16 protein-coding genes are annotated in these 17,194 nt (G+C 63.7%); 3 read left to right on the plus strand and 13 right to left on the minus strand.

Features of this window, described 5'->3' with window-relative positions; genetic code table 11:
• Positions 1–73 precede the first annotated feature (73 nt).
• Positions 74–1,228: a CaiB/BaiF CoA-transferase family protein gene (locus LOZ74_RS04580; protein ID WP_230293093.1), complete on the plus strand. Its 1,155-nt coding sequence runs from the start codon at positions 74–76 to the stop codon at positions 1,226–1,228.
• Entirely contained in the window at positions 1,225–2,019 is a 795-nt protein-coding gene (locus LOZ74_RS04585; RefSeq protein WP_230293094.1) for an enoyl-CoA hydratase/isomerase family protein, read from the plus strand. The genes LOZ74_RS04580 and LOZ74_RS04585 overlap by 4 nt, the downstream gene beginning before the upstream one ends.
• On the opposite strand, the gene LOZ74_RS04590 is transcribed toward LOZ74_RS04585, so the two are convergent.
• From LOZ74_RS04590 to LOZ74_RS04650, 13 genes are all read right to left on the minus strand, one after another.
• Complete coding sequence (locus LOZ74_RS04590) at positions 2,006–2,758, minus strand: GntR family transcriptional regulator (RefSeq protein WP_230293095.1); 753 nt, start codon at positions 2,756–2,758, stop codon at positions 2,006–2,008. The two genes, LOZ74_RS04585 and LOZ74_RS04590, sit on opposite strands and share 14 nt — an antisense overlap.
• A 154-nt stretch (positions 2,759–2,912) precedes the next feature.
• Positions 2,913–3,641 (minus strand): dienelactone hydrolase family protein, encoded by a 729-nt coding sequence (locus LOZ74_RS04595; RefSeq protein WP_230293096.1) that lies wholly within the window; start codon positions 3,639–3,641, stop codon positions 2,913–2,915.
• Positions 3,642–3,704: 63 nt separating this feature from the next.
• Positions 3,705–4,472 carry an enoyl-CoA hydratase-related protein gene (locus LOZ74_RS04600; protein ID WP_230293097.1) on the minus strand — a complete coding sequence of 256 codons (768 nt, stop codon included), beginning with the start codon at positions 4,470–4,472 and terminating at the stop codon, positions 3,705–3,707.
• Positions 4,473–4,480: 8 nt separating this feature from the next.
• Positions 4,481–4,945, minus strand: coding sequence for a VOC family protein (locus LOZ74_RS04605; RefSeq protein WP_230293098.1), 465 nt, complete (start codon positions 4,943–4,945; stop codon positions 4,481–4,483).
• 17 nt (positions 4,946–4,962) lie between these two features.
• On the minus strand, positions 4,963–5,754 hold the full coding sequence (locus LOZ74_RS04610; protein WP_230293099.1) for a VOC family protein: 792 nt from the start codon (positions 5,752–5,754) through the stop codon (positions 4,963–4,965).
• The gene (locus LOZ74_RS04615; RefSeq protein WP_230293100.1) at positions 5,747–6,901 is read right to left on the minus strand and encodes a 3,4-dihydroxy-2-butanone-4-phosphate synthase; all 1,155 of its coding nucleotides are present in this window, start codon (positions 6,899–6,901) and stop codon (positions 5,747–5,749) included. The genes LOZ74_RS04610 and LOZ74_RS04615 overlap by 8 nt, the downstream gene beginning before the upstream one ends.
• Positions 6,898–7,698, minus strand: coding sequence for an SDR family NAD(P)-dependent oxidoreductase (locus LOZ74_RS04620; protein WP_230293101.1), 801 nt, complete (start codon positions 7,696–7,698; stop codon positions 6,898–6,900). Before LOZ74_RS04620 ends, LOZ74_RS04615 begins: the two co-directional genes overlap by 4 nt.
• Entirely contained in the window at positions 7,695–9,275 is a 1,581-nt protein-coding gene (locus LOZ74_RS04625) for an AMP-binding protein (protein ID WP_230293102.1), read from the minus strand. Before LOZ74_RS04625 ends, LOZ74_RS04620 begins: the two co-directional genes overlap by 4 nt.
• A 13-nt stretch (positions 9,276–9,288) precedes the next feature.
• Positions 9,289–10,035 (minus strand): enoyl-CoA hydratase/isomerase family protein, encoded by a 747-nt coding sequence (locus tag LOZ74_RS04630; RefSeq protein WP_230293103.1) that lies wholly within the window; start codon positions 10,033–10,035, stop codon positions 9,289–9,291.
• Between the two features lie 19 nt (positions 10,036–10,054).
• Positions 10,055–11,560, minus strand: a complete 1,506-nt coding sequence (locus tag LOZ74_RS04635) for an aldehyde dehydrogenase family protein (protein WP_230293104.1) — start codon at positions 11,558–11,560, stop codon at positions 10,055–10,057.
• Between the two features lie 21 nt (positions 11,561–11,581).
• Positions 11,582–12,778, minus strand: a complete 1,197-nt coding sequence (locus tag LOZ74_RS04640) for an LLM class flavin-dependent oxidoreductase (protein WP_230293105.1) — start codon at positions 12,776–12,778, stop codon at positions 11,582–11,584.
• A 74-nt stretch (positions 12,779–12,852) separates the two neighbouring features.
• Positions 12,853–15,327, minus strand: coding sequence for a TonB-dependent receptor (locus tag LOZ74_RS04645; RefSeq protein WP_230293106.1), 2,475 nt, complete (start codon positions 15,325–15,327; stop codon positions 12,853–12,855).
• Positions 15,328–15,486: 159 nt separating this feature from the next.
• On the minus strand, positions 15,487–15,828 hold the full coding sequence (locus LOZ74_RS04650) for a putative quinol monooxygenase (protein ID WP_230293107.1): 342 nt from the start codon (positions 15,826–15,828) through the stop codon (positions 15,487–15,489).
• A 236-nt stretch (positions 15,829–16,064) separates the two neighbouring features.
• Between LOZ74_RS04650 and LOZ74_RS04655 the strand changes: the two genes are divergently transcribed.
• Entirely contained in the window at positions 16,065–17,192 is a 1,128-nt protein-coding gene (locus LOZ74_RS04655; protein ID WP_230293108.1) for an acyl-CoA dehydrogenase family protein, read from the plus strand.
• Positions 17,193–17,194: the final 2 nt, after the last annotated feature.

Below are 17,194 nucleotides of genomic sequence, written 5' to 3' on the forward strand. Positions count from 1 at the left end.
TGGGTGAAAATATGAATGACAGCGCGGCGTTGGGGCGTTACAGACGGGCCAGAAGCGAAAGGAACGGGTGAGAGTGGCTGAGGATAGGGCAGCAGCGGCAAAGCAGGGGCCATTGAAGAGCGTGAAGGTGATCGACCTGACCGCCATGGTGATGGGTCCCTATGCCACGCAGATCATGGCCGACATGGGTGCCGACGTGGTCAAGGTCGAGCCGCCGGGCGGCGATGGCACGCGCTATATCTCGGTCGGTCCTTCGCCCGACATGGGCGGGATTTTCGCCAATGTGAATCGCGGCAAAAGCGGCATGGTTCTCGATCTGACGCAGGACGAAGACCGCGCGGTTTTGCTGGAGATGATCGCGGGGGCCGATGTGTTCATCCATTCGATGCGGGCCAAGGCGATCGCGCGGCTGGGGCTGGATTATGCCTCGCTCGTCAAGGTCAATCCGCGCATCGTCTATACCAATTGCTATGGCTATGGCCGCAAGGGGCGCTATCGCGATCAGGCTGCCTATGACGATACGATACAGGCCGAATGCGGGCTGACCGCGGTGCAGGCCTTGCTGAACGGAGAGCCGGGCTTTGTCGCATCGATCATGGCGGACAAGATTGCGGGTATGACCGCGCTCTATGCCACCGTGATGGCGCTGTATCACCGCGAACGCACGGGCGAGGGGCAGGAAGTCGAGGTCCCCATGTTCGAGACGATGGCCGCCTTCATGCTGGTCGAGCATGCCAATGGCACATTGTTCGATCCGCCGCTGGGCGAAGCGCATTATCCGCGCGCGGTCGGGCGCAATCGCAGGCCCTATCGCACCAGGGACGGCTATGTCGCGGCGCTGATCTATAACGACAAGCACTGGCGGCTGTTCACCGATGCGGTACAGCCCGAATGGGTGACGGACGACATGGCCACGCTGGCGCAAAGGGCAAAGCAGATCGACCGGATCTATGGCCTGCTGGCCGAAACCTTTCTGACCCGCACGACGCAGGAATGGCTGGACCTGCTGGTCGGGCTGGGCATTCCGGCATCGCCATTGCGCACGACCGACGAATTGCTGCACGATCCGCATCTGGAAGAGAGCGGATTTTTCCAGACGGTGCCGTCCCGCTGGGGCGATATTCGCTATCCCGGCATCCCGGTGGATTTCTCGAAGTCGCCGGGCAGGATAACCGGGCCGGCGCCGGCTCTTCAGAGTCAGGCCGAAGAGGAGGGAGCCCAGCCATGAGCATGCCGGAATTCGAAACGATCCTGCTGGAACGGCGCGGGCGCCTGTTGGTGCTGACGCTGAACCGGCCCGATGCGCTGAACGCGGTGAACCTGACCCTGCACGACGAATTGCCCGAGGCGATGGCCTTTGCGTCCGCCGATCCGGGCAGCGACGTGATCATGCTGACCGGCGCGGGGCGCGCCTTTTCGGCGGGCGGCGATATCGACCATATGGAGCATAACGCCAACAACCCGCATCTGTTCGACCACGAGGCGCGGCAGGCCAAACGCATCGTTCAGGCCATGCTCGACATGGAAAAGCCGCTGGTGGTGCGCATGAACGGCCATGCGGTGGGACTGGGCGCAACGGTCGCGTTGATGGGCGATATCATCGTGGCAGCGGACCATGCGAAGATCGGCGATCCGCATGTCGGCATCGGCCTTGTCGCGGGCGATGGCGGCGCGCTGATCTGGGCGGCCCGCATCGGGCTGACGCGGGCCAAGGAATTCCTGCTGACGGCCGAACTGGTCGCAGCGCCCGAAGCGGAGCGTATCGGCCTGATCAACCGCAGCGTACCGGCGGACCGGCTGGACGCGGTGTGCGAGGAATATTGCCAAAAGCTGCTGAACGGCGCGACCAATGCGCTGCGCTGGACCAAGGTGCTGACCAATATGGAACTGCGCCGCGCGGGTGCCGCCCTGCTGGATGCGGGCATCGCGTATGAATCGGTCAGCGTCCGCACTGCCGACCACCGCGAAGGGATTGCCGCGCTGCGCGAAAAGCGCGCACCGCGCTTTACGGGGCGCTAGGCTTCACCCGCTGCATCCTGACGCGATGGCGATAGCGTTCGGAGGGATGCGTATTGATCGCCAGCTGCGCCAGCGTGCCATCCTCCAGCCGATAGGCATGGCGCACTTCCAGCGCGGGTGATCCGGGCTCCACCTCAAGCTTGGCGGCGGTTTCGGGGTCGAGCACGCAGGCGCTGATCGTCTGCTCCACTTCGGTCATGACCACGCCGAACAGATCCTCGATCAGCGGGAAGATCGGCGCCTTGTGGCTTTCCAGCAGGCGGCTGACGCCCGCGAATTTCCGGTTGATCCAATATTCGGCCACGCCAAGGATCGCGCCTGTCTCTTTCTCGCGGCCAAGCGCGGACACGTTCAGCCATTCCTCGCCCTGCGGGATGCCGGTCTGGCGGGCGTGCTGCCGGTCGATCTTGCGCATCGCAATGCTCTCGATCTCTATGTAGGAGCCTTGCGCGAAATGGAGCAGATCCTCGATCGACATGGCGCCGAAATTGCGCAGGCCCATGGGCGGAGGCGGTAATACGGTGGTGCCCGCGCCCCGCCGCGCCGCGACCAGCCCTTCGTCGCGCAACATGCCGATGGCGCCGCGCACCGTATAGCGGCTGACCGAAAACCGGTCGCACAGCTCGTTCTCTGTCGGCATTTGCGAACCGACCGGATAGAGACCGTCCATCATCTCGGCCTTCAATTTGCGTGCGATCTGCACGTAAAGCGGGTCCTCGCCATTCACCTTGGCCGTCATGCATTACCCCGTCATTCGCGCCAAAGGGCCGGACAGATCGGCGCAGTCATGCGGCAATCGGCGGTCCGGACGCGAAAATTTGTCTGGAACTAACCGATTAGCCGCTGTGCGAATAACAGGCAACACAGTCCCGCATGCAACCGTAGCAGCGAAGTCAGGCGAAGATCTCGGCCAGAAAATCCACCGTGCGCGTCCACGACCGCCGGTCGGCGCGGGCGTTATAGGCCGCGAAATCGGGCATGCCGGGGCCGTCGGCGGCGGGATTGGTAAAGCTGTGCAGGGTTCCGCCATAGATATCGATTTCGTAATCCACGCCGCTGCCGTCCGCGGCCTGCTGGAATCCGGTGATCGCATCGCGCGGGATCAGCGGATCGTCGGCACCGACGCACATCAGAATGCGTGCGGCAACAGTGTCCGCAGACCAGGCATCGCCCACCGGTCCCAGCGCGCCATGCAGGCTGACCACCCCCTTCAGCGCCGCGCCGCGCCGCGCGAATTCCAGAACGCTGGCGCCGCCGAAACAATATCCGATGGCCGCGCTGCGCGATGGATCGACCCCCTGTTGCCCGTTCAGCGCGGCGAGCGCGGCATCCAGCCTGCCCATCCATGCGGCGGGATCGGCGACCAGCCCGCCAATGGTCTGCATCACATTTTCCATTTCGGTCAGCTGCGTCCGGTTGCCCCATAAATCGACCGCCAGAGCGGCATAGCCCGCCTCTGCCAGCCGCCGCGCCGAGGCCATCGCACGGTCGCCAAGGCCGAATGCCTCATGCACCACAAGCACGCCGGGGCGGGGGCCAGAACGTGCACTGTCGAACACGAACTCGCCCTTCATCACGGTCTCGCCATGACGATAGGTGAGGGGGTTGCTGGAAATATTCATGGATCGAGGGTCCTTTTTACTATCGCGCTTTGGTATGGGGCCGGTTCGGGGAGCGTCGGTCATTCAACAACCGCGCCAATGCGGTTTGCGATGTTCGATGAAAGCGGCGGGGCCCTCGGCGGCATCCTGCGACTGTTGCGCACGGATCACTTCGGGCAGGGTCCATTGCGCGTCCATCGCGCTGCCCAGCGGCTGGTCGGCAAAGCGTGTGGCCACTGCCTTGGTCGCCTGCACCGCCAGCGGGCTCGCCTCCAGAATGCGTGTCGCCCATTCCAGCGCGCAATCGAGCACGGGGCGCGAGTGGGCGACTTCGGCGACCAGCCCGATCCCCTCGGCCTCCGCCATGTCGATCATGCGGCCCGTCAGCAGCATGGTCATCGCGCGGTGATGGCCTGCCAGCCGGTAAAGCCGCAGGATTCCGCCCGCGAGCGGCATCATCCCGACCCTGACTTCGGGCAGGGCAAAGCGCGCATGCGGCGCGGCGACCACGATATCGCAGGCGAGAACCATTTCGAAACCGCCGCCGACGGCAAATCCGTTAACCGCCGCGATCACCGGCTTGCGCATGGCGAAGCGGGCCGTCAGCCCGCCAAAGCCGCCACGCGGCATGTCGTCGGGGCATTCCGGTGCGGGCGTGGACAGGTCGTGGCCGGCGCAGAATGCCTTGTCCCCCGCGCCGGTGACGATGGCGACCCTCTGATCGTCGTCGGCTTCGAAGGCGTCGAATATCGCGTTCAGCTCGGCCTGTGCCTCGGCGTCCAGCGCATTGCGCCGTTCGGGCCGGTCAATCGTGACGATGGTGATGTGGCCGCGCTTTTCGGTGGTGATCATGCTAGCCCTCAACGGTCCCAATAGGATGCGGGCGCGCAGGCATATTCAAGGAAATGACCCATCGTCTCGCGCGCATCGACATAGATGAAGCTGGCCGCGCCATAGCTGCCTTCCATCACCACCTTGCGGCCCGCCCGTTCATGGGCGGCGCGCATCGCCTCCAGATCGTCGCAGCGCATGCCCAGATGATGCAGGCGCAACATCTGGCCGGGCACGATCATCTCGTCGAAAATGCCGGTTGCGCCCGATACGGGCTGCATCACCTCCAACGTCAGATTGCCCATGATCGCGATCACCACCCGCATGCCGATCGACACTTCGCCGTCGGGCGTGGTGACCGTATTTTCGACCACCGGACCGGCGCTGGACAGCCCCTTGAAACCGGTGACGCCCAGACGCTCCTTCAGCAGGGTGACCGCTTGGTCGAGGTCGGGGGTTACATAGGCGATCTGGTACTGGTTTTCGAGAAACATGGCCTCTTCCCTTGGTTTTATATCTGTGGCGCGACGATCCGGAACCGGTGGCCGTCGGCATCGCGCAGAATGTCGCCATCGACGTCGAAACCCAGTGCGGCGAGGCGCGATCTTGCCAGGGCCGGATCGGGCAAATACAGGTCGATATGGGCAAACCCGTTGCCTTGCGCGAAGGGGCCTTTGTGCGCGCGATAGAAGCTGAGTTCAATCAGGCGGCCTGCATCGCCATGGTCATATCCGACGAACAGGGCAGTCACGCCGCCGCGTGCGTCGATGTCGATCCTCTCGCGCAATGTCATGCCCAGCGCCTCGACATAAAAGCGCAGCGCCGCGTCGATATCGGTAATGCGCAGCATGGTATGCGCGATCCGCCGCGCCCCGTCGCGCGGGCCGAGGATGATGTCACCGGTATCGAACCCCGCCACGCCGCGCGGGCCGGAGGTTTCGACCAGTTCGATGGCATAGCCCGCCGGATCGGTGACAAAGGCGCAGACCGGCCCGCCCTTGGCCAGAACGGTCGGCGCGATTTGTGTCGCCGCGCCCGCTGCGGTCAGCCGGTCGAAAGCGGTGCGGATGTCGGGCAGTGCAAAGGCGACATGGCCATAGGCTTCCCCCGGTTCGGGCGGAGCACCGGCAGGCATGAGGCACAGGCCCGCCCCGCAGTTCCGCCCCGTGAATGACAGCCGGACGGCGCCTGCAGGAAGGCCGGAGATATCAAGTCCCAGCCCGTCGCGATAGAATGCGGCCAGTTCGGCCGTTTTCGATGTGCGCAGCCAGATATCGCCGATCATCGCGCCTGCATCAGCCATGATGCCCTTCTTGCGCAATGCCATAGCTGGCCAGCGTGTCCGCCAGATCGCACGCCGAGTCATGCAGGCGGACCGATACGACGCCCAGTTGCAACAGGATCTTGGCGGCAATGGCGGCGGGGCCAAGGCGCGGCATGGGATATGCTTTTTGCCGCTGATCGACCTCGTCAAAGGGAAACAGTCCCGCATCGTCGCGCACCAGCACGATAATGGCGCGCTCGGCCCCTGCCATCCCGTCCATCATATGGCCCAGCCGGTCCTTGCCGGACCCTTCGCGTTCCAGCACATCGTCGAGCAGCGAGAGCGCATGGACGCGCAGCGGCACCGGATCGTCCGCGCGCAGACCGGCAAGGCGCCCCTTGACCAGAGCAAGCTGAAACGAACCGTCGATCCGGTTGCGAAATCCCCGCAATTCCCACGATCCGCCACGGCGGCTGGTAAAGCCGCGCCGACCGGCGGGTTCCAGCAGGGGTTCTTCATGCAGCCGCGTTTCGACCAGATCGTCGATGGCTCCGATGCGCAGGCCGTGCCGGCGCGCGAAAACGGTCAGCCCCGCCATGTCCGCCAGCGCGCCATCGGCGTCCAGAATGGCGCACAAGACGGCCGCGTTCTGGCACCCTGCGCGCTGCATCAGCTCCAGCGAAGCCTCGGTAAAGCCCGGGCGGGCCAGCACGCCGCCGTTGCGGCCGGTGACGGGAAAGACATGGCCCGGCGTGACGATATCGTCGGGGCCGAAATCGCTGTCGATCGCTACATGGATGGTGCGGGCGCGGTCGGCCGCGGAAATGCCGGTCGAAACCCCCGTCCGTGCCTCTATCGACGTGGTAAAGCCCTGTTGGTAGAGCGCATTATTATGCTCCACCATCGGCGGCAGGCGCAGCGCGGCGACGCGTTCGGGCGTCAGCGCCAGTATCACCAGCCCGCGGCAGTGTTTCGCCATAAAGTTGATCTGGTCCGGTCCGGCCGCCTGCGCCGGGATCACCAGCATGCCCGCACTGGCGTCCGCTGCCCGTTCGACCAGCACAACGGGCCGCAATTCGGCCAGCTGCGCGACGATCGCGTCCACACCGGCCAGCGGGTCGGGCCCGTCGGCCAGCGGTCCGGACGGGCTGCCGGTACGGGCGGGCGGATCGGCGACCATGGTCATTTGGCCGTCCAGCCGCCATCCACCGCATAGGTCTGGCCGGTGATGAACCGTCCGGCATCGGATGTCAGCAACAGCGCCGCGCCCGCGAAATCCTCTGGCGTGGCGAAATAGGGAAGGCATTGGCCGCGTCGCACCCAGTCGGCCATTTTTTCCGACGCATACATGTCGACCGTCATCTCGCTCTGGAAAAAGCCCGCCGCGATCGCGTTGACGCGAATGCCATAGCGGCCCCATTGCGCCGCCAGCTCGCGGGTCACGCCGACAAGGCCCGACTTGCTCATCACATAGGCGGCCTGCGGGATGCGCCCGATGCCGACGACGCCGCTGATTGAGGCGATATTCAGAATGGCACCTTCGCCAGCCTCGCGCATGGCGGGGCCGAATGCCTGACACAGGCGAAACGGGGCGAGCAGGTTGACTTCCAGCGTATTGGCCAGCGCCTCTGCGCTTTCCTGTTCGGCGGGGACCACGGTGGCATTCACGCCCGCCGTGTTGATCAGCACGCTGACCTGTCCGATGTCCTTTGCCTGCGCGACCAGCGCCTGGCGGCTGTCCTCGCTCGACAGGTCGCAACTGACGGGCACGATGCCGTCATGCGCGTCGGCCAGAGCTTCGAGCCGGTCCATCCGGCGCGCCACCGCGATCACTTGCGCGCCCGCCGCGGCCAGCGCCTTGGCCAGTGCCTCGCCCATGCCCGACGAAGCGCCGGTCACCAGCGCGGTCCTGCCGTGCATGGCGAACAGGGCTTCGGGCGAGAGCGCGGGGGCGGTTCGGGTCAAGGTGGTTGCATCGTTCACGGTCGGGTTTCCTCTATGATGGTGGCGCGTCGGGCCAGTTCGGCAGCGGCCAGATGGGCATCGCGGCCCGCTTCGCGCAGCCGCGCTTTCTGTACCTTTTGCGTGGGAGTGCGGGGCAGGTCGTCCATCACGCGGATCAGGCTGGGCACTGCATAGGACGGCAGGCGATCGGCGGCGAAGGCGACGATGGCGGCGAGATCGGCGTCGGGCCGCGACAACATCAGCGCGGCGGCAACAGCCTCGTCTGTCTCGCTGTCGGGCAGCGCATAGACCGCGCATTCGGCGATATCGGGATGGAGTTCGAGCACGCTTTCGACTTCCCATGCCGAGATATTCTCGCCCCGGCGGCGGATCGCGTCCTTGTCGCGTTCCTCGAAATAAAGCTCGCCGCTGGCGGACAGGCGGCCGCGATCGCCCGAGTGGAACCAGAGATTGCGGAACGCGCTGACGGTGGCGGCCTCTTTCTTGCGATAGCCCGACATGATCGCGTCGGGGCAGCGTGGGCGGATGACGATTTCGCCTGTCTCGTCGGGGCCAAGCAGATTGTCGCCTTCGTCCACCACGCCGATTTCGAACAGATCGCTGGCGCGGCCTGCCGACCCCAGCGTGGCGGACCGGCCGCCCTCGCTGGTGTTCACGGTCGCCATGGGCGCTTCGCTAAGCCCGTATGTCTCGACAAGGCGGATGCCCAGCCGGTCCTGCAATTCTCGCCACAGCGCCGGAGGAGCGCCCGCTCCGAATGCCTTGCGCACCGTATGGTCGGCGGCGGTCCAGTCGGGCGGGGTGACATTCAGGATCAGCCGCAGCACCGACCCCAGATAGTTGAACGCGGTAATCCCGTCCTCGCGGCAGGTTTGCCAGAACGTGCTGGTCGACAGCTTGCGTTGCAGCCGGATGCTGGCTCCTGCCCAGATCGCAGGGATCACGCCGGTATAGCGCGCGTTCTGGTGATAGAGCGGGAAAAAATTGAGCAACCGGTCGCCGGGGCCATAGCCCACCATCTCGGCATTATAACGCGCAAGGGTCAGCATCGAACGCTGCGTATGGGTCACCCCTTTCGACGGGCCGGTCGTGCCCGATGTGTAAAGTACGATCTGTTCGGGTGCGTCGTCGGCCAAGGGCGGGGGCTGCAGATCGGCGGGGCCGTGTTCGAACGGGGCGACGATGCCGCCGGTCTTGCCGGTTTCGCCATGCACAAGGATCAGCCGCAATTGCGGCAGGCGGGGTGCAAGCGCGGCGACCTCGCCGGCGAAAGCGGCATCGGCGATCACCACGCTCGCGTCGCTGTCGGACAGCAGATAGAGCAGCAGTTCGCCGCGATATTGCGGATTGACCGGCACTTCGGTGCAGCCGATCACGCTGGACGCCAGCCACGCATCGACGGCGGCAATCGAGTTTTCCATCACCAGGGCGACATTATCCGCCGCCGTCACCCCATGCGCGATCAGCCGCGCCGCCGTTCCCTCCGCACGGGCCAGCAATTGCGCATAGGACACGGTTTCCGCACCAAACAGCAGGGCGGGGCGGGGGCCGTGTTCGGCGGCCCTGTCGGACAGCAGGCGATGGAAGATCGTCATCGCGCGGGCCTCCTCAGCGCGCTTTGAACTGGCGCAGCCGGTCCAGCACTTCGGGCTTCAGCATGGCGAGATAGGCGTCGGTCATTTCCGACAGCGGGCGCACCTCGTTGAAAATGCGCTTCAGGCCCTGAATCGCGTCGAGCGAGCTTTTCTTCAGATCGTTCGCGATTTTGGCGACGGCGGCGTCCAGTTCCTCTGCCGGAACGACTTTGGTGACCAGCCCTTCCTCGCGCGCTTCCTCTGCCGAAAAGATCGCGCCCGTGTACATCCAGTAACGCAGCCGCGCGGGCGGCACCTGTTCACGCAGCAGGCGTGGCATATGGCCGTCGATAATGCCGACCTTGGCCTCGGGAATGGCAAAGCGCGAATTGTCGCTTGCCACCACGATGTCGCACATCATGGCAAGGGTCAGCCCTCCGCCGATGCACAGCCCGTCGATCTTGGCGATGGTCGGCTTGGGCACCACGCGCACGGCATCGAACGGCAGGAATTCCTCGTAATTCAGGATTGCGTGCGGATCGTCGCTTTCCAGCACGTCCAGAATTTCCTTCAGATCGCCGCCGCTGGCGAAAGAGCCGTGCGAACCTTCGATCACGATCACCTGCACGGCGGGATCGGCGCCTGCCTGTGTACATGCCTCGCGGATAGCGCGATACATGGATTTGGTCAGCGCATTGCGCGATTCCGGACGACAGATGGTGATGGTGCACACGCCGTCATCGACATTGCTGGAGACGCGTGTTTCGGTTTCGTAACCCATGGGTCTGGCTGCCTTTTTTCTAGAATTTCACGCCGCCGCCAGCGCCCAGCGGCGCAAGGGCGTGGTTGAAATATGTCGTCTTGATCTCGGTGAAGAATTCGGCCGCCGCATTGCCCTGTTCGCGGATGCCGTAACCCGATCCGCGCCGTCCGCCGAAAGGCGCGTGATAGTCGGAGCCCGAGGTGGAGCCGTTGATCACCACCATGCCCGATGGCACTTCGCGCCGGAATTTCTCCGCAGCCGTCAGGTTACGCGTGCAGATCGCGGCGGACAGGCCATATTCGGTGTCGGCGGCGACCGCGATGGCCTCGTCCAGATCGCCGACCTTGATGATGCCAGCGACGGGTCCGAACACTTCCTCGCGGTTCAGGCGCATCGCATTATCGGTGCCCGCGAAAAGGGCGGGGGCGAAAAAATGGCCCCGCGTGCGCCGTTCCAGCGCATGGCCGCCGCATAATAATTCGGCGCCTTCGCCTTGCGCCTCGCCAACGAAGGCGATGTTCTTGGCCAGTTGCGCCTCGGTCGTGACGGGGCCCATATCGTGCCCGTCTTCCAGTGCATGGCCCACTTTCAGCGCGGCAACGCGCGCGGCCATGCGTTCGGCGAATTCGTCATGGATCGCCGCTTCGACCACGATGCGGCTGGATGCGGTGCAACGCTGCCCGGTCTGGCGGAAAGCGCCGTCGATCGCATTGTCGATGGCAAGGTCCAGATCGGCATCGGCCAGTACCACGATGGGACTTTTCCCGCCCAGTTCCAGCTGCACCTTCTTCATCGCGCGCGCCGCTTCCATCAGCACGATGCGGCCCGTGGGGCCCGATCCGGTAAAGCTGACGGCATCGGCCCCGCGTATCAGCGCCGTGCCGATGTCTGCGCCCAGACCGCCGATCAGGTTGAACACGCCATCGGGCAGGCCCGCTTCTGCCAGTGCGTCCGCCATGATGGCGGCGCTGGCGGGCGTGATTTCGGACGGTTTCAGCACGACCGTATTGCCAAAGGCAAGCGCGCCCGCGGTCTTCCATGCGGGTATGGCGATGGGAAAGTTCCACGGGGTAATGGCGGCGACCACGCCCACCGGTTCGCGTGCGACCGTCACATTGAAACCGTCGCGCACGCTGGGCAGGAACTGGCCCGGCGGGCGCAGGCATTCGCCAGAGAAATAATAGAATATCTGGACCGCGCGCATCACCTCTCCGCGTGCTTCGACCAGCAGTTTGCCTTCCTCACGCGCGAGGATGCGGCCCAGCCGGCCGGCCTCGCGCAGCAGGATGTCGCCAGTGCGGCGCAGAATGTCTGCACGCCATTGCGGATTGCTGCGGCCCCATGTCTTCAGCGCCGTGCGTGCCGCGTGCAGCGCCTCTTCGACGTCGGCGGCATCGCCCAGCGCGAATTCGCCGATCACATCGTCAATGTCGGACGGGCTGCGATTGGCGATACAGCGCGGCGCATCGCGCCATGTGCCGCCGATCAACAGGCCGCCCTTTACCCCTGTGTGATCCATTTCCATGGCTTGCGTGCCCATCATCGTTCCCGATGTTGTCCGGGCTCAGCCTGCCGATGCGGTGCGGGTGTCGCCGTCACCGTCGGGCAGGACCGATGCATGGATCGGCGCATCCATCTTTTGCACGACCGGCAGCACTTCCCTGGCGAACAGCTTCACGCTGTCGGCCGCCTGATCCAGCGACATGGTGCCGATATTGGGCAGAATCGTGATTTCCGAGAACGAGCAGGCCTTTTGCGCTGCCTCGATCCGCTCGATAATCTGGTCGGGCGTGCCGATCAGCAGGTTGGACTTGTCATAGCCGGGGGATTTTTTCGTGTCCTTTTGCGCCGACAGTTTCTGCGCATCGGGCGCGGTGGCATAGCCTTCGCGCTTGGCATAGCTTTCATAGCCCTTGACCCCGGCAAAGCTGTCGGGATTGCCAAAGCCATAGTGCAGCGTGACATCGCGGTTCGCGGCGTTCAGCACTTCCTGCGCCATTTCGCCGCCATCGGGGACCGATGTGCAATACATGAACAGCACGTTCTTGGGCTGGCATGGGGCAAGCCCCTCTTCCTTGCGGAAGGTATTGACCAGCTTCACTTCCTCGCCCGCCTGCTCGATCGGCTTGTTCCCCACGAACAGCGGGGTCAGCCCGCGCCGTGCGTTCGCCTCAAGCGAAGGGCCGGTCGACGATGCGCCGTGAAAGCGGGTGGCCAGATCGTCGCTGACGAATTTGGGTCGCAGCGACATTTCGGGAATCTTGAAGATCTCTCCGTCATAGGCGAAGCGTTCCTGCGTGAAGGCCAGTTCGAGGATGTCGAGCGTCTCGTCCATCCGCTGGCGCGATTCCTCGCGCGGGACGCCGACGGCATCGAATTCCGACTTGGCCACTCCGCGTCCGATGCCGATCGTTTCGAAACGTCCGCCCGACAGAATATCCAGATAGGCGATCTGATGGGCGAGCCGCACCGGATGCCACCACGGAGCGACGATCACCATGGTGCCGAACGTCAGCTCCTCGGTCCGGCCCGCGAAATAGGTCAGCATCTGGATCGGATTGGGGGTCATCCCATAGGGCGTGCCGCAATGTTCGGGCGCCCAGATGCCGTTGAAACCCAGCGGTTCGGCCATGTCGCCGATGCGCATGATGCCCTGCACGATTTCGCTGTCGGGAATGGCGGGCGCCTCGTCCCACGATTTGGCGTGAAACCGTTCCCAGTCCTGCGAATTATGGGCGCCAAGCCCGAGATTGACCTTCATTGGAAACTCCTTCTTTGGGCCTGACGCCGGTAAGAGGGATCACCGGCGACAGGCATTCAATCACGTCCGTCCAATCACATCCGGAAAGTCAGGCGCGCCAGCACGCTGCGACCGCGGTCGACCGCACAGGCCGCTTCGTCGCGTCCCGCCGGCCCGCCGACGTCGCCGCCGCTGATCTGCCCGCCCAGCACGGTGGCGTTCTGCAGATTGGTGTTGAAACAAAGCGATGTGGTGTATTCGTCGGACAGGTTCTTGCCGATCAGCGCGAATTCCCAGCGGTCGTCGGGACCGCGCAGCGCGATATTGGCGTTGAACTTGGCAAAGCCGTCCTGTTCGAAGCCCGGCATATCGACCAGAGTGGTCGAATATTCCGAATTATAGGACATATTGCCGCCCAGCACGAGGGTGAGGGCAGACCCGATCGGCGTTTCGTAATCGGCACCGGCCGACAGGGACCAGTCCGGCGCGCGGACAAGCCGGCGGCCCGACAGGTCCTGCGCCGTATAGCGCCCCGTCGACGGATTCAGCAGCTGGTCGCAGCCCGCATTGGCAGGCTGGCCGTTGCCGCAGGGCGCGTTGGGAAAGTCGGTATAGCGCGCATGGTTGTAATTGACCGCGGCATACAGGTTCAGGCCCGGCATGCCATGCGGACGCAGGCTTGTTTCAAGTTCGATACCCTGCACCTTGGCCCCTGCCGCATTAATGGTGCGCAGCGCATAGGTTGGCGTGCCGCCGGGCAATTGCTGAAGCTCCAGCGCGCCGACCTGCAAATCGTCATAGATATAGCGATAGCCCGCGAGATTGAGCGTCAGCGCGCCGTCCATCAGCTGCGACTTCACACCCAGTTCGGCACCCTGCACCTTTTCGTCGTTGAACGAGGCATTGGTGGTCGAATTGATATAGGTGGCCGAGTTGAACGATCCCGATTTGAAGCCCCATTTATACGATCCGAAAATGGTCAGATCGGATGTCGGGCGATAGGCCAGCGTGAATTCGGGCGAGATATTCGAGGAATCGAGCTTGGGGACCAGCAGCGGCACCTCGAACGGGGCGTCGGGATTGTAATGGTTGAACTCGCGGTGCCTGCGCTCTTCCACCGTCCAGCGCGCACCGGCGGTGAATTCCAGCGTGTCGGTGATGTCCAGCATTCCCTGCCCAAACGCCGAAAAGCTTTCGATATCGACATAATGGCGCGGCGACATCAGCAGCGGGGGCAGGGCGATATAGCCCTGATCGATCAGCTCTGTATTCGCCGGAACGCGCACATGGTTCATCAGCTGCGCATCCTGATAGAATGCGCCGATCATCATGTTGAACGGCGAATTGGTCATGTCGGTCTCGATCCGCAATTCTTGCGTGAACTGCTCGTTCGAGAAGTCGTTGTCCTGCAGGATTACTGCCACCGTGCCGGTCGAACTGGCCAGGTGGATGGTCGAGGAATCGATGTTGTAATAGGTCGTGACCGAGGTCAGGCTGGCATCGTCGCCCAGCGCCAGCGTCTGTTCCAGCGTGCCGAACCATTGTTCGGCAAGGAAAAAGGGCACGGCATTGTTGCGCGCGATGGCAAAGGCGTCGGGATCGGGCGTGGGTACGCGGAACTTTCCGTCGATCTTGCAATTGTCGCCGCCGATAAAGGGCAGGCCCGTGGGCGGCACGCCGCCGGTGCCGTCGGGGCAATAGCCGACGTCGAGCGCGGTGGCCGATCCCTGTTCTTCGTAACGCCCGTAATTGACCTTCAGCCGCGCCGAATAGGACGCCGAAGGTTCGAACATCAGCGTGCCGCGCAGTATGATCGTATCGGCATTGGGAAAACGGTCGGACAGCGGGGGCAGCGTGCCCAGATCGGGCAGCACTTCGGCCACGTTCTTGAAATAGCCGTTCATGCTGGAATAGCGGCCTGCAAGACGAAAGCCGAGGCTGTCGGTGATCGGGCCCGAAACGATCAGCTCGCCGACTTTTTCTTCGCCTTCGAATTCGTATCCGGCGCGTGCGACCAGCTCGAACTCGTCGGTCGGATCGGCGCTGCGCATCGAGATCACACCGCCGGGGCTGTTCTTGCCATAGAACAGCGACTGCGGACCTTTGAGCACTTCCAGCTGGCCCAGATCGAACAGTGCGATCGAATAGGCGAGGCCCTGCGTCAGCGGCAGCCCGTCGATATTGAGCGAGACCGACTGGTCGATCGTGGCATTGAGCGCGGTGGTGCCGACGCCGCGAAGGGAAATCTGCGTGCCGGTCGCGTTGACGCCGGTGCCAGCCTGCAGATCGGGAACGCGCGTGGTCAGCGCGGCAATGGAATCAGTGCCGTATTGCTCAAGCGATTCCTGCTGGAAGGCCTGCGCCACAACGGGGACATTCTGCAAAGTCTCGGCACGCTTGCGGGCGGTGACGATGATTTCGTTGGACGACGCCGCCGCCGGTTCCGGCGCGGCGGTTGCGGGTGTCTGTGCGGCATCGGCGCTGTCCGGCGCGTCCTGCGCCATGGCTGCCTGTGCCTGAACCATCGCGCCCAATGCGATGGCCGATCCCAGAATATATTTTAGCCGCATTTTCCCACTCCCTCAGATCGTTTCGTCTTTTGTTTGGTCGGTCTTGTTGGGGTTCACGGCAAACGACGGGCCTCTCCCGCCTGTCGCATCCATGCCGCGAAGCTGATTTGTCCAGACTAATTGCGATGTCCGGACAAAGTCAATCCATTTGTCCGGATTTTACGAAGTTTGTCGGCCGGCGGTTTCGATCCGGCCGTCCGCGCCCTGTTCCACACCCAATGTTTCGAACAGGCGCACATCCATCGGCCGGTCGAACAAAGCTTTGACCACCGGTCCCTTGGTCAGCGAATGGTCGGCCTGCCGGTGATCTTCCACTGCCTGCTGGTCGCGATAGATGGCAAATTCATACAGCAGGTCGGGGTTGGCAGGATCGCGCAGGGCGATGGCTGCCAGATTGCCGGGCTCGGTCCGGACGTCGGCCAGAATGTCGACCAGTCTGGCCTCCAGCTCGTCGATATGGCCCGCTTTGGGATACATGGTCACTAGTGCTGCAATGGGCATGGCAATGATCCTCTCCAGCGATCGATGCGGGCCGGTTTTCTGTTATGTTCCCGCCCCGAATACCGCCCGAAATCCGGGCCGTGTCACGACGCCCGGGCGATATCGCCACCGGCACCGCGATGCATGATCGACTCGCTTTTTAAATGTCCGGACTAATCTTGTAAAGCGGCCAATGTGATTGACATTCTACGGATCAGGCTATTACCTACTCACGAGTAAACAAACGGGATTGAGGCATGATTCTCAGCGATACGCAAAGCGCCATCTGCGACGCCGTACGCAGCTTCGCGCAAGAGCAGATCCGGCCGCGCAGCTTCGATTTCGAGGCTGCGGGCGGCTATCCGCCCGAATTGTTCGAAGAGCTGGCGGGGCTCGGCCTGATGGGCATGACCGCGCCCGAAAAATTTGGCGGGGCCGAAGCCGATTTCATATCCTATGCCCTGTCGCTGATCGAAATCGCAGCGGCCGACGGTGCGCTGTCGACCATCCTGTCGATCCAGAACAGCCTGATCGTTGCCAGCCTGATCAAGGATGCGACACAGGCGCAGCAGGAACGGTTCCTGCCCGATCTGATCGCGGGCCGCATGATCGGCGCTTTTGCGCTCACCGAAACCGACGCGGGTTCCGACGCCGCCGCAATGCGGACGCGCGCGACCAGGGTGGACGGCGGCTATGTGCTGAACGGCGCGAAACAGTTCATCAGTTCGGGCCGGATCGCGGGACTGGCCATCGTCTATGCGGTGACCGATCCCGACGCGGGCAAGAAGGGCATCACGGGCTTCCTCGTGCCGACAGACAGTGAAGGCTATTCGGTCGACAAGGTCGAGCACAAGCTGGGGCAGGGCGCGTCGGATACATGTGCGATCCGCTTCGACGATCTGTTCGTGCCCGATGAATTGCGGCTGGGCGCGGAAGGGGCGGGCTATGGCCTTGCGCTTTCCAACCTTGAGGTCGGGCGCATCGGCATTGCCGCGCAATGCATCGGCATGGCGCAGGCCGCGCTCGACATCGCGGTCGATTACGCCAAGGAACGCAGCAGCTTTGGCAAACCCATCATCCAGCATCAGGCGGTGGGCTTCCGCCTTGCCGATCTGGCGGCAAGGCTGGAAGCGGCGCGCCATCTGGTGCTGCATGCCGCATCGCTGAAAGATGCAGGCGAACCCTGTTTGAAAGAGGCGTCGATGGCCAAGCTGGTGGCATCTGAAACGGCCGAGGCTGTGGTGTCTGGCGCGATCCAGACATTGGGCGGCTATGGCTATCTGGAAGAATATGGCGTCGCCAAAATCTATCGCGATGTGCGCGTGTGCCAGATTTACGAAGGCACCTCCGACATCCAGCGCATGGTGATCGCGCGCGCGCTTTGACC

It is taken from the genome of Croceicoccus sp. Ery5 (genome assembly GCF_020985325.1).
Lineage (GTDB): Bacteria > Pseudomonadota > Alphaproteobacteria > Sphingomonadales > Sphingomonadaceae > Croceicoccus.

What these genes read in the sequence shown, in the direction of transcription:
- LOZ74_RS04585 (WP_230293094.1), top strand. Translation starts at nt 1,225, where the DNA reads ATGAGCATGCCGGAATTCGAAACGATCCTGCTGGAACGGCGCGGGCGC.
- LOZ74_RS04590 (WP_230293095.1), bottom strand. Translation starts at nt 2,758, where the DNA reads ATGACGGCCAAGGTGAATGGCGAGGACCCGCTTTACGTGCAGATCGCA.
- LOZ74_RS04595 (WP_230293096.1), bottom strand. Translation starts at nt 3,641, where the DNA reads ATGAATATTTCCAGCAACCCCCTCACCTATCGTCATGGCGAGACCGTG.
- LOZ74_RS04600 (WP_230293097.1), bottom strand. Translation starts at nt 4,472, where the DNA reads ATGATCACCACCGAAAAGCGCGGCCACATCACCATCGTCACGATTGAC.
- LOZ74_RS04605 (WP_230293098.1), bottom strand. Translation starts at nt 4,945, where the DNA reads ATGTTTCTCGAAAACCAGTACCAGATCGCCTATGTAACCCCCGACCTC.
- LOZ74_RS04610 (WP_230293099.1), bottom strand. Translation starts at nt 5,754, where the DNA reads ATGGCTGATGCAGGCGCGATGATCGGCGATATCTGGCTGCGCACATCG.
- LOZ74_RS04615 (WP_230293100.1), bottom strand. Translation starts at nt 6,901, where the DNA reads ATGACCATGGTCGCCGATCCGCCCGCCCGTACCGGCAGCCCGTCCGGA.
- LOZ74_RS04625 (WP_230293102.1), bottom strand. Translation starts at nt 9,275, where the DNA reads ATGACGATCTTCCATCGCCTGCTGTCCGACAGGGCCGCCGAACACGGC.
- LOZ74_RS04630 (WP_230293103.1), bottom strand. Translation starts at nt 10,035, where the DNA reads ATGGGTTACGAAACCGAAACACGCGTCTCCAGCAATGTCGATGACGGC.
- LOZ74_RS04635 (WP_230293104.1), bottom strand. Translation starts at nt 11,560, where the DNA reads ATGATGGGCACGCAAGCCATGGAAATGGATCACACAGGGGTAAAGGGC.
- LOZ74_RS04640 (WP_230293105.1), bottom strand. Translation starts at nt 12,778, where the DNA reads ATGAAGGTCAATCTCGGGCTTGGCGCCCATAATTCGCAGGACTGGGAA.
- LOZ74_RS04645 (WP_230293106.1), bottom strand. Translation starts at nt 15,327, where the DNA reads ATGCGGCTAAAATATATTCTGGGATCGGCCATCGCATTGGGCGCGATG.
- LOZ74_RS04650 (WP_230293107.1), bottom strand. Translation starts at nt 15,828, where the DNA reads ATGCCCATTGCAGCACTAGTGACCATGTATCCCAAAGCGGGCCATATC.
- LOZ74_RS04655 (WP_230293108.1), top strand. Translation starts at nt 16,065, where the DNA reads ATGATTCTCAGCGATACGCAAAGCGCCATCTGCGACGCCGTACGCAGC.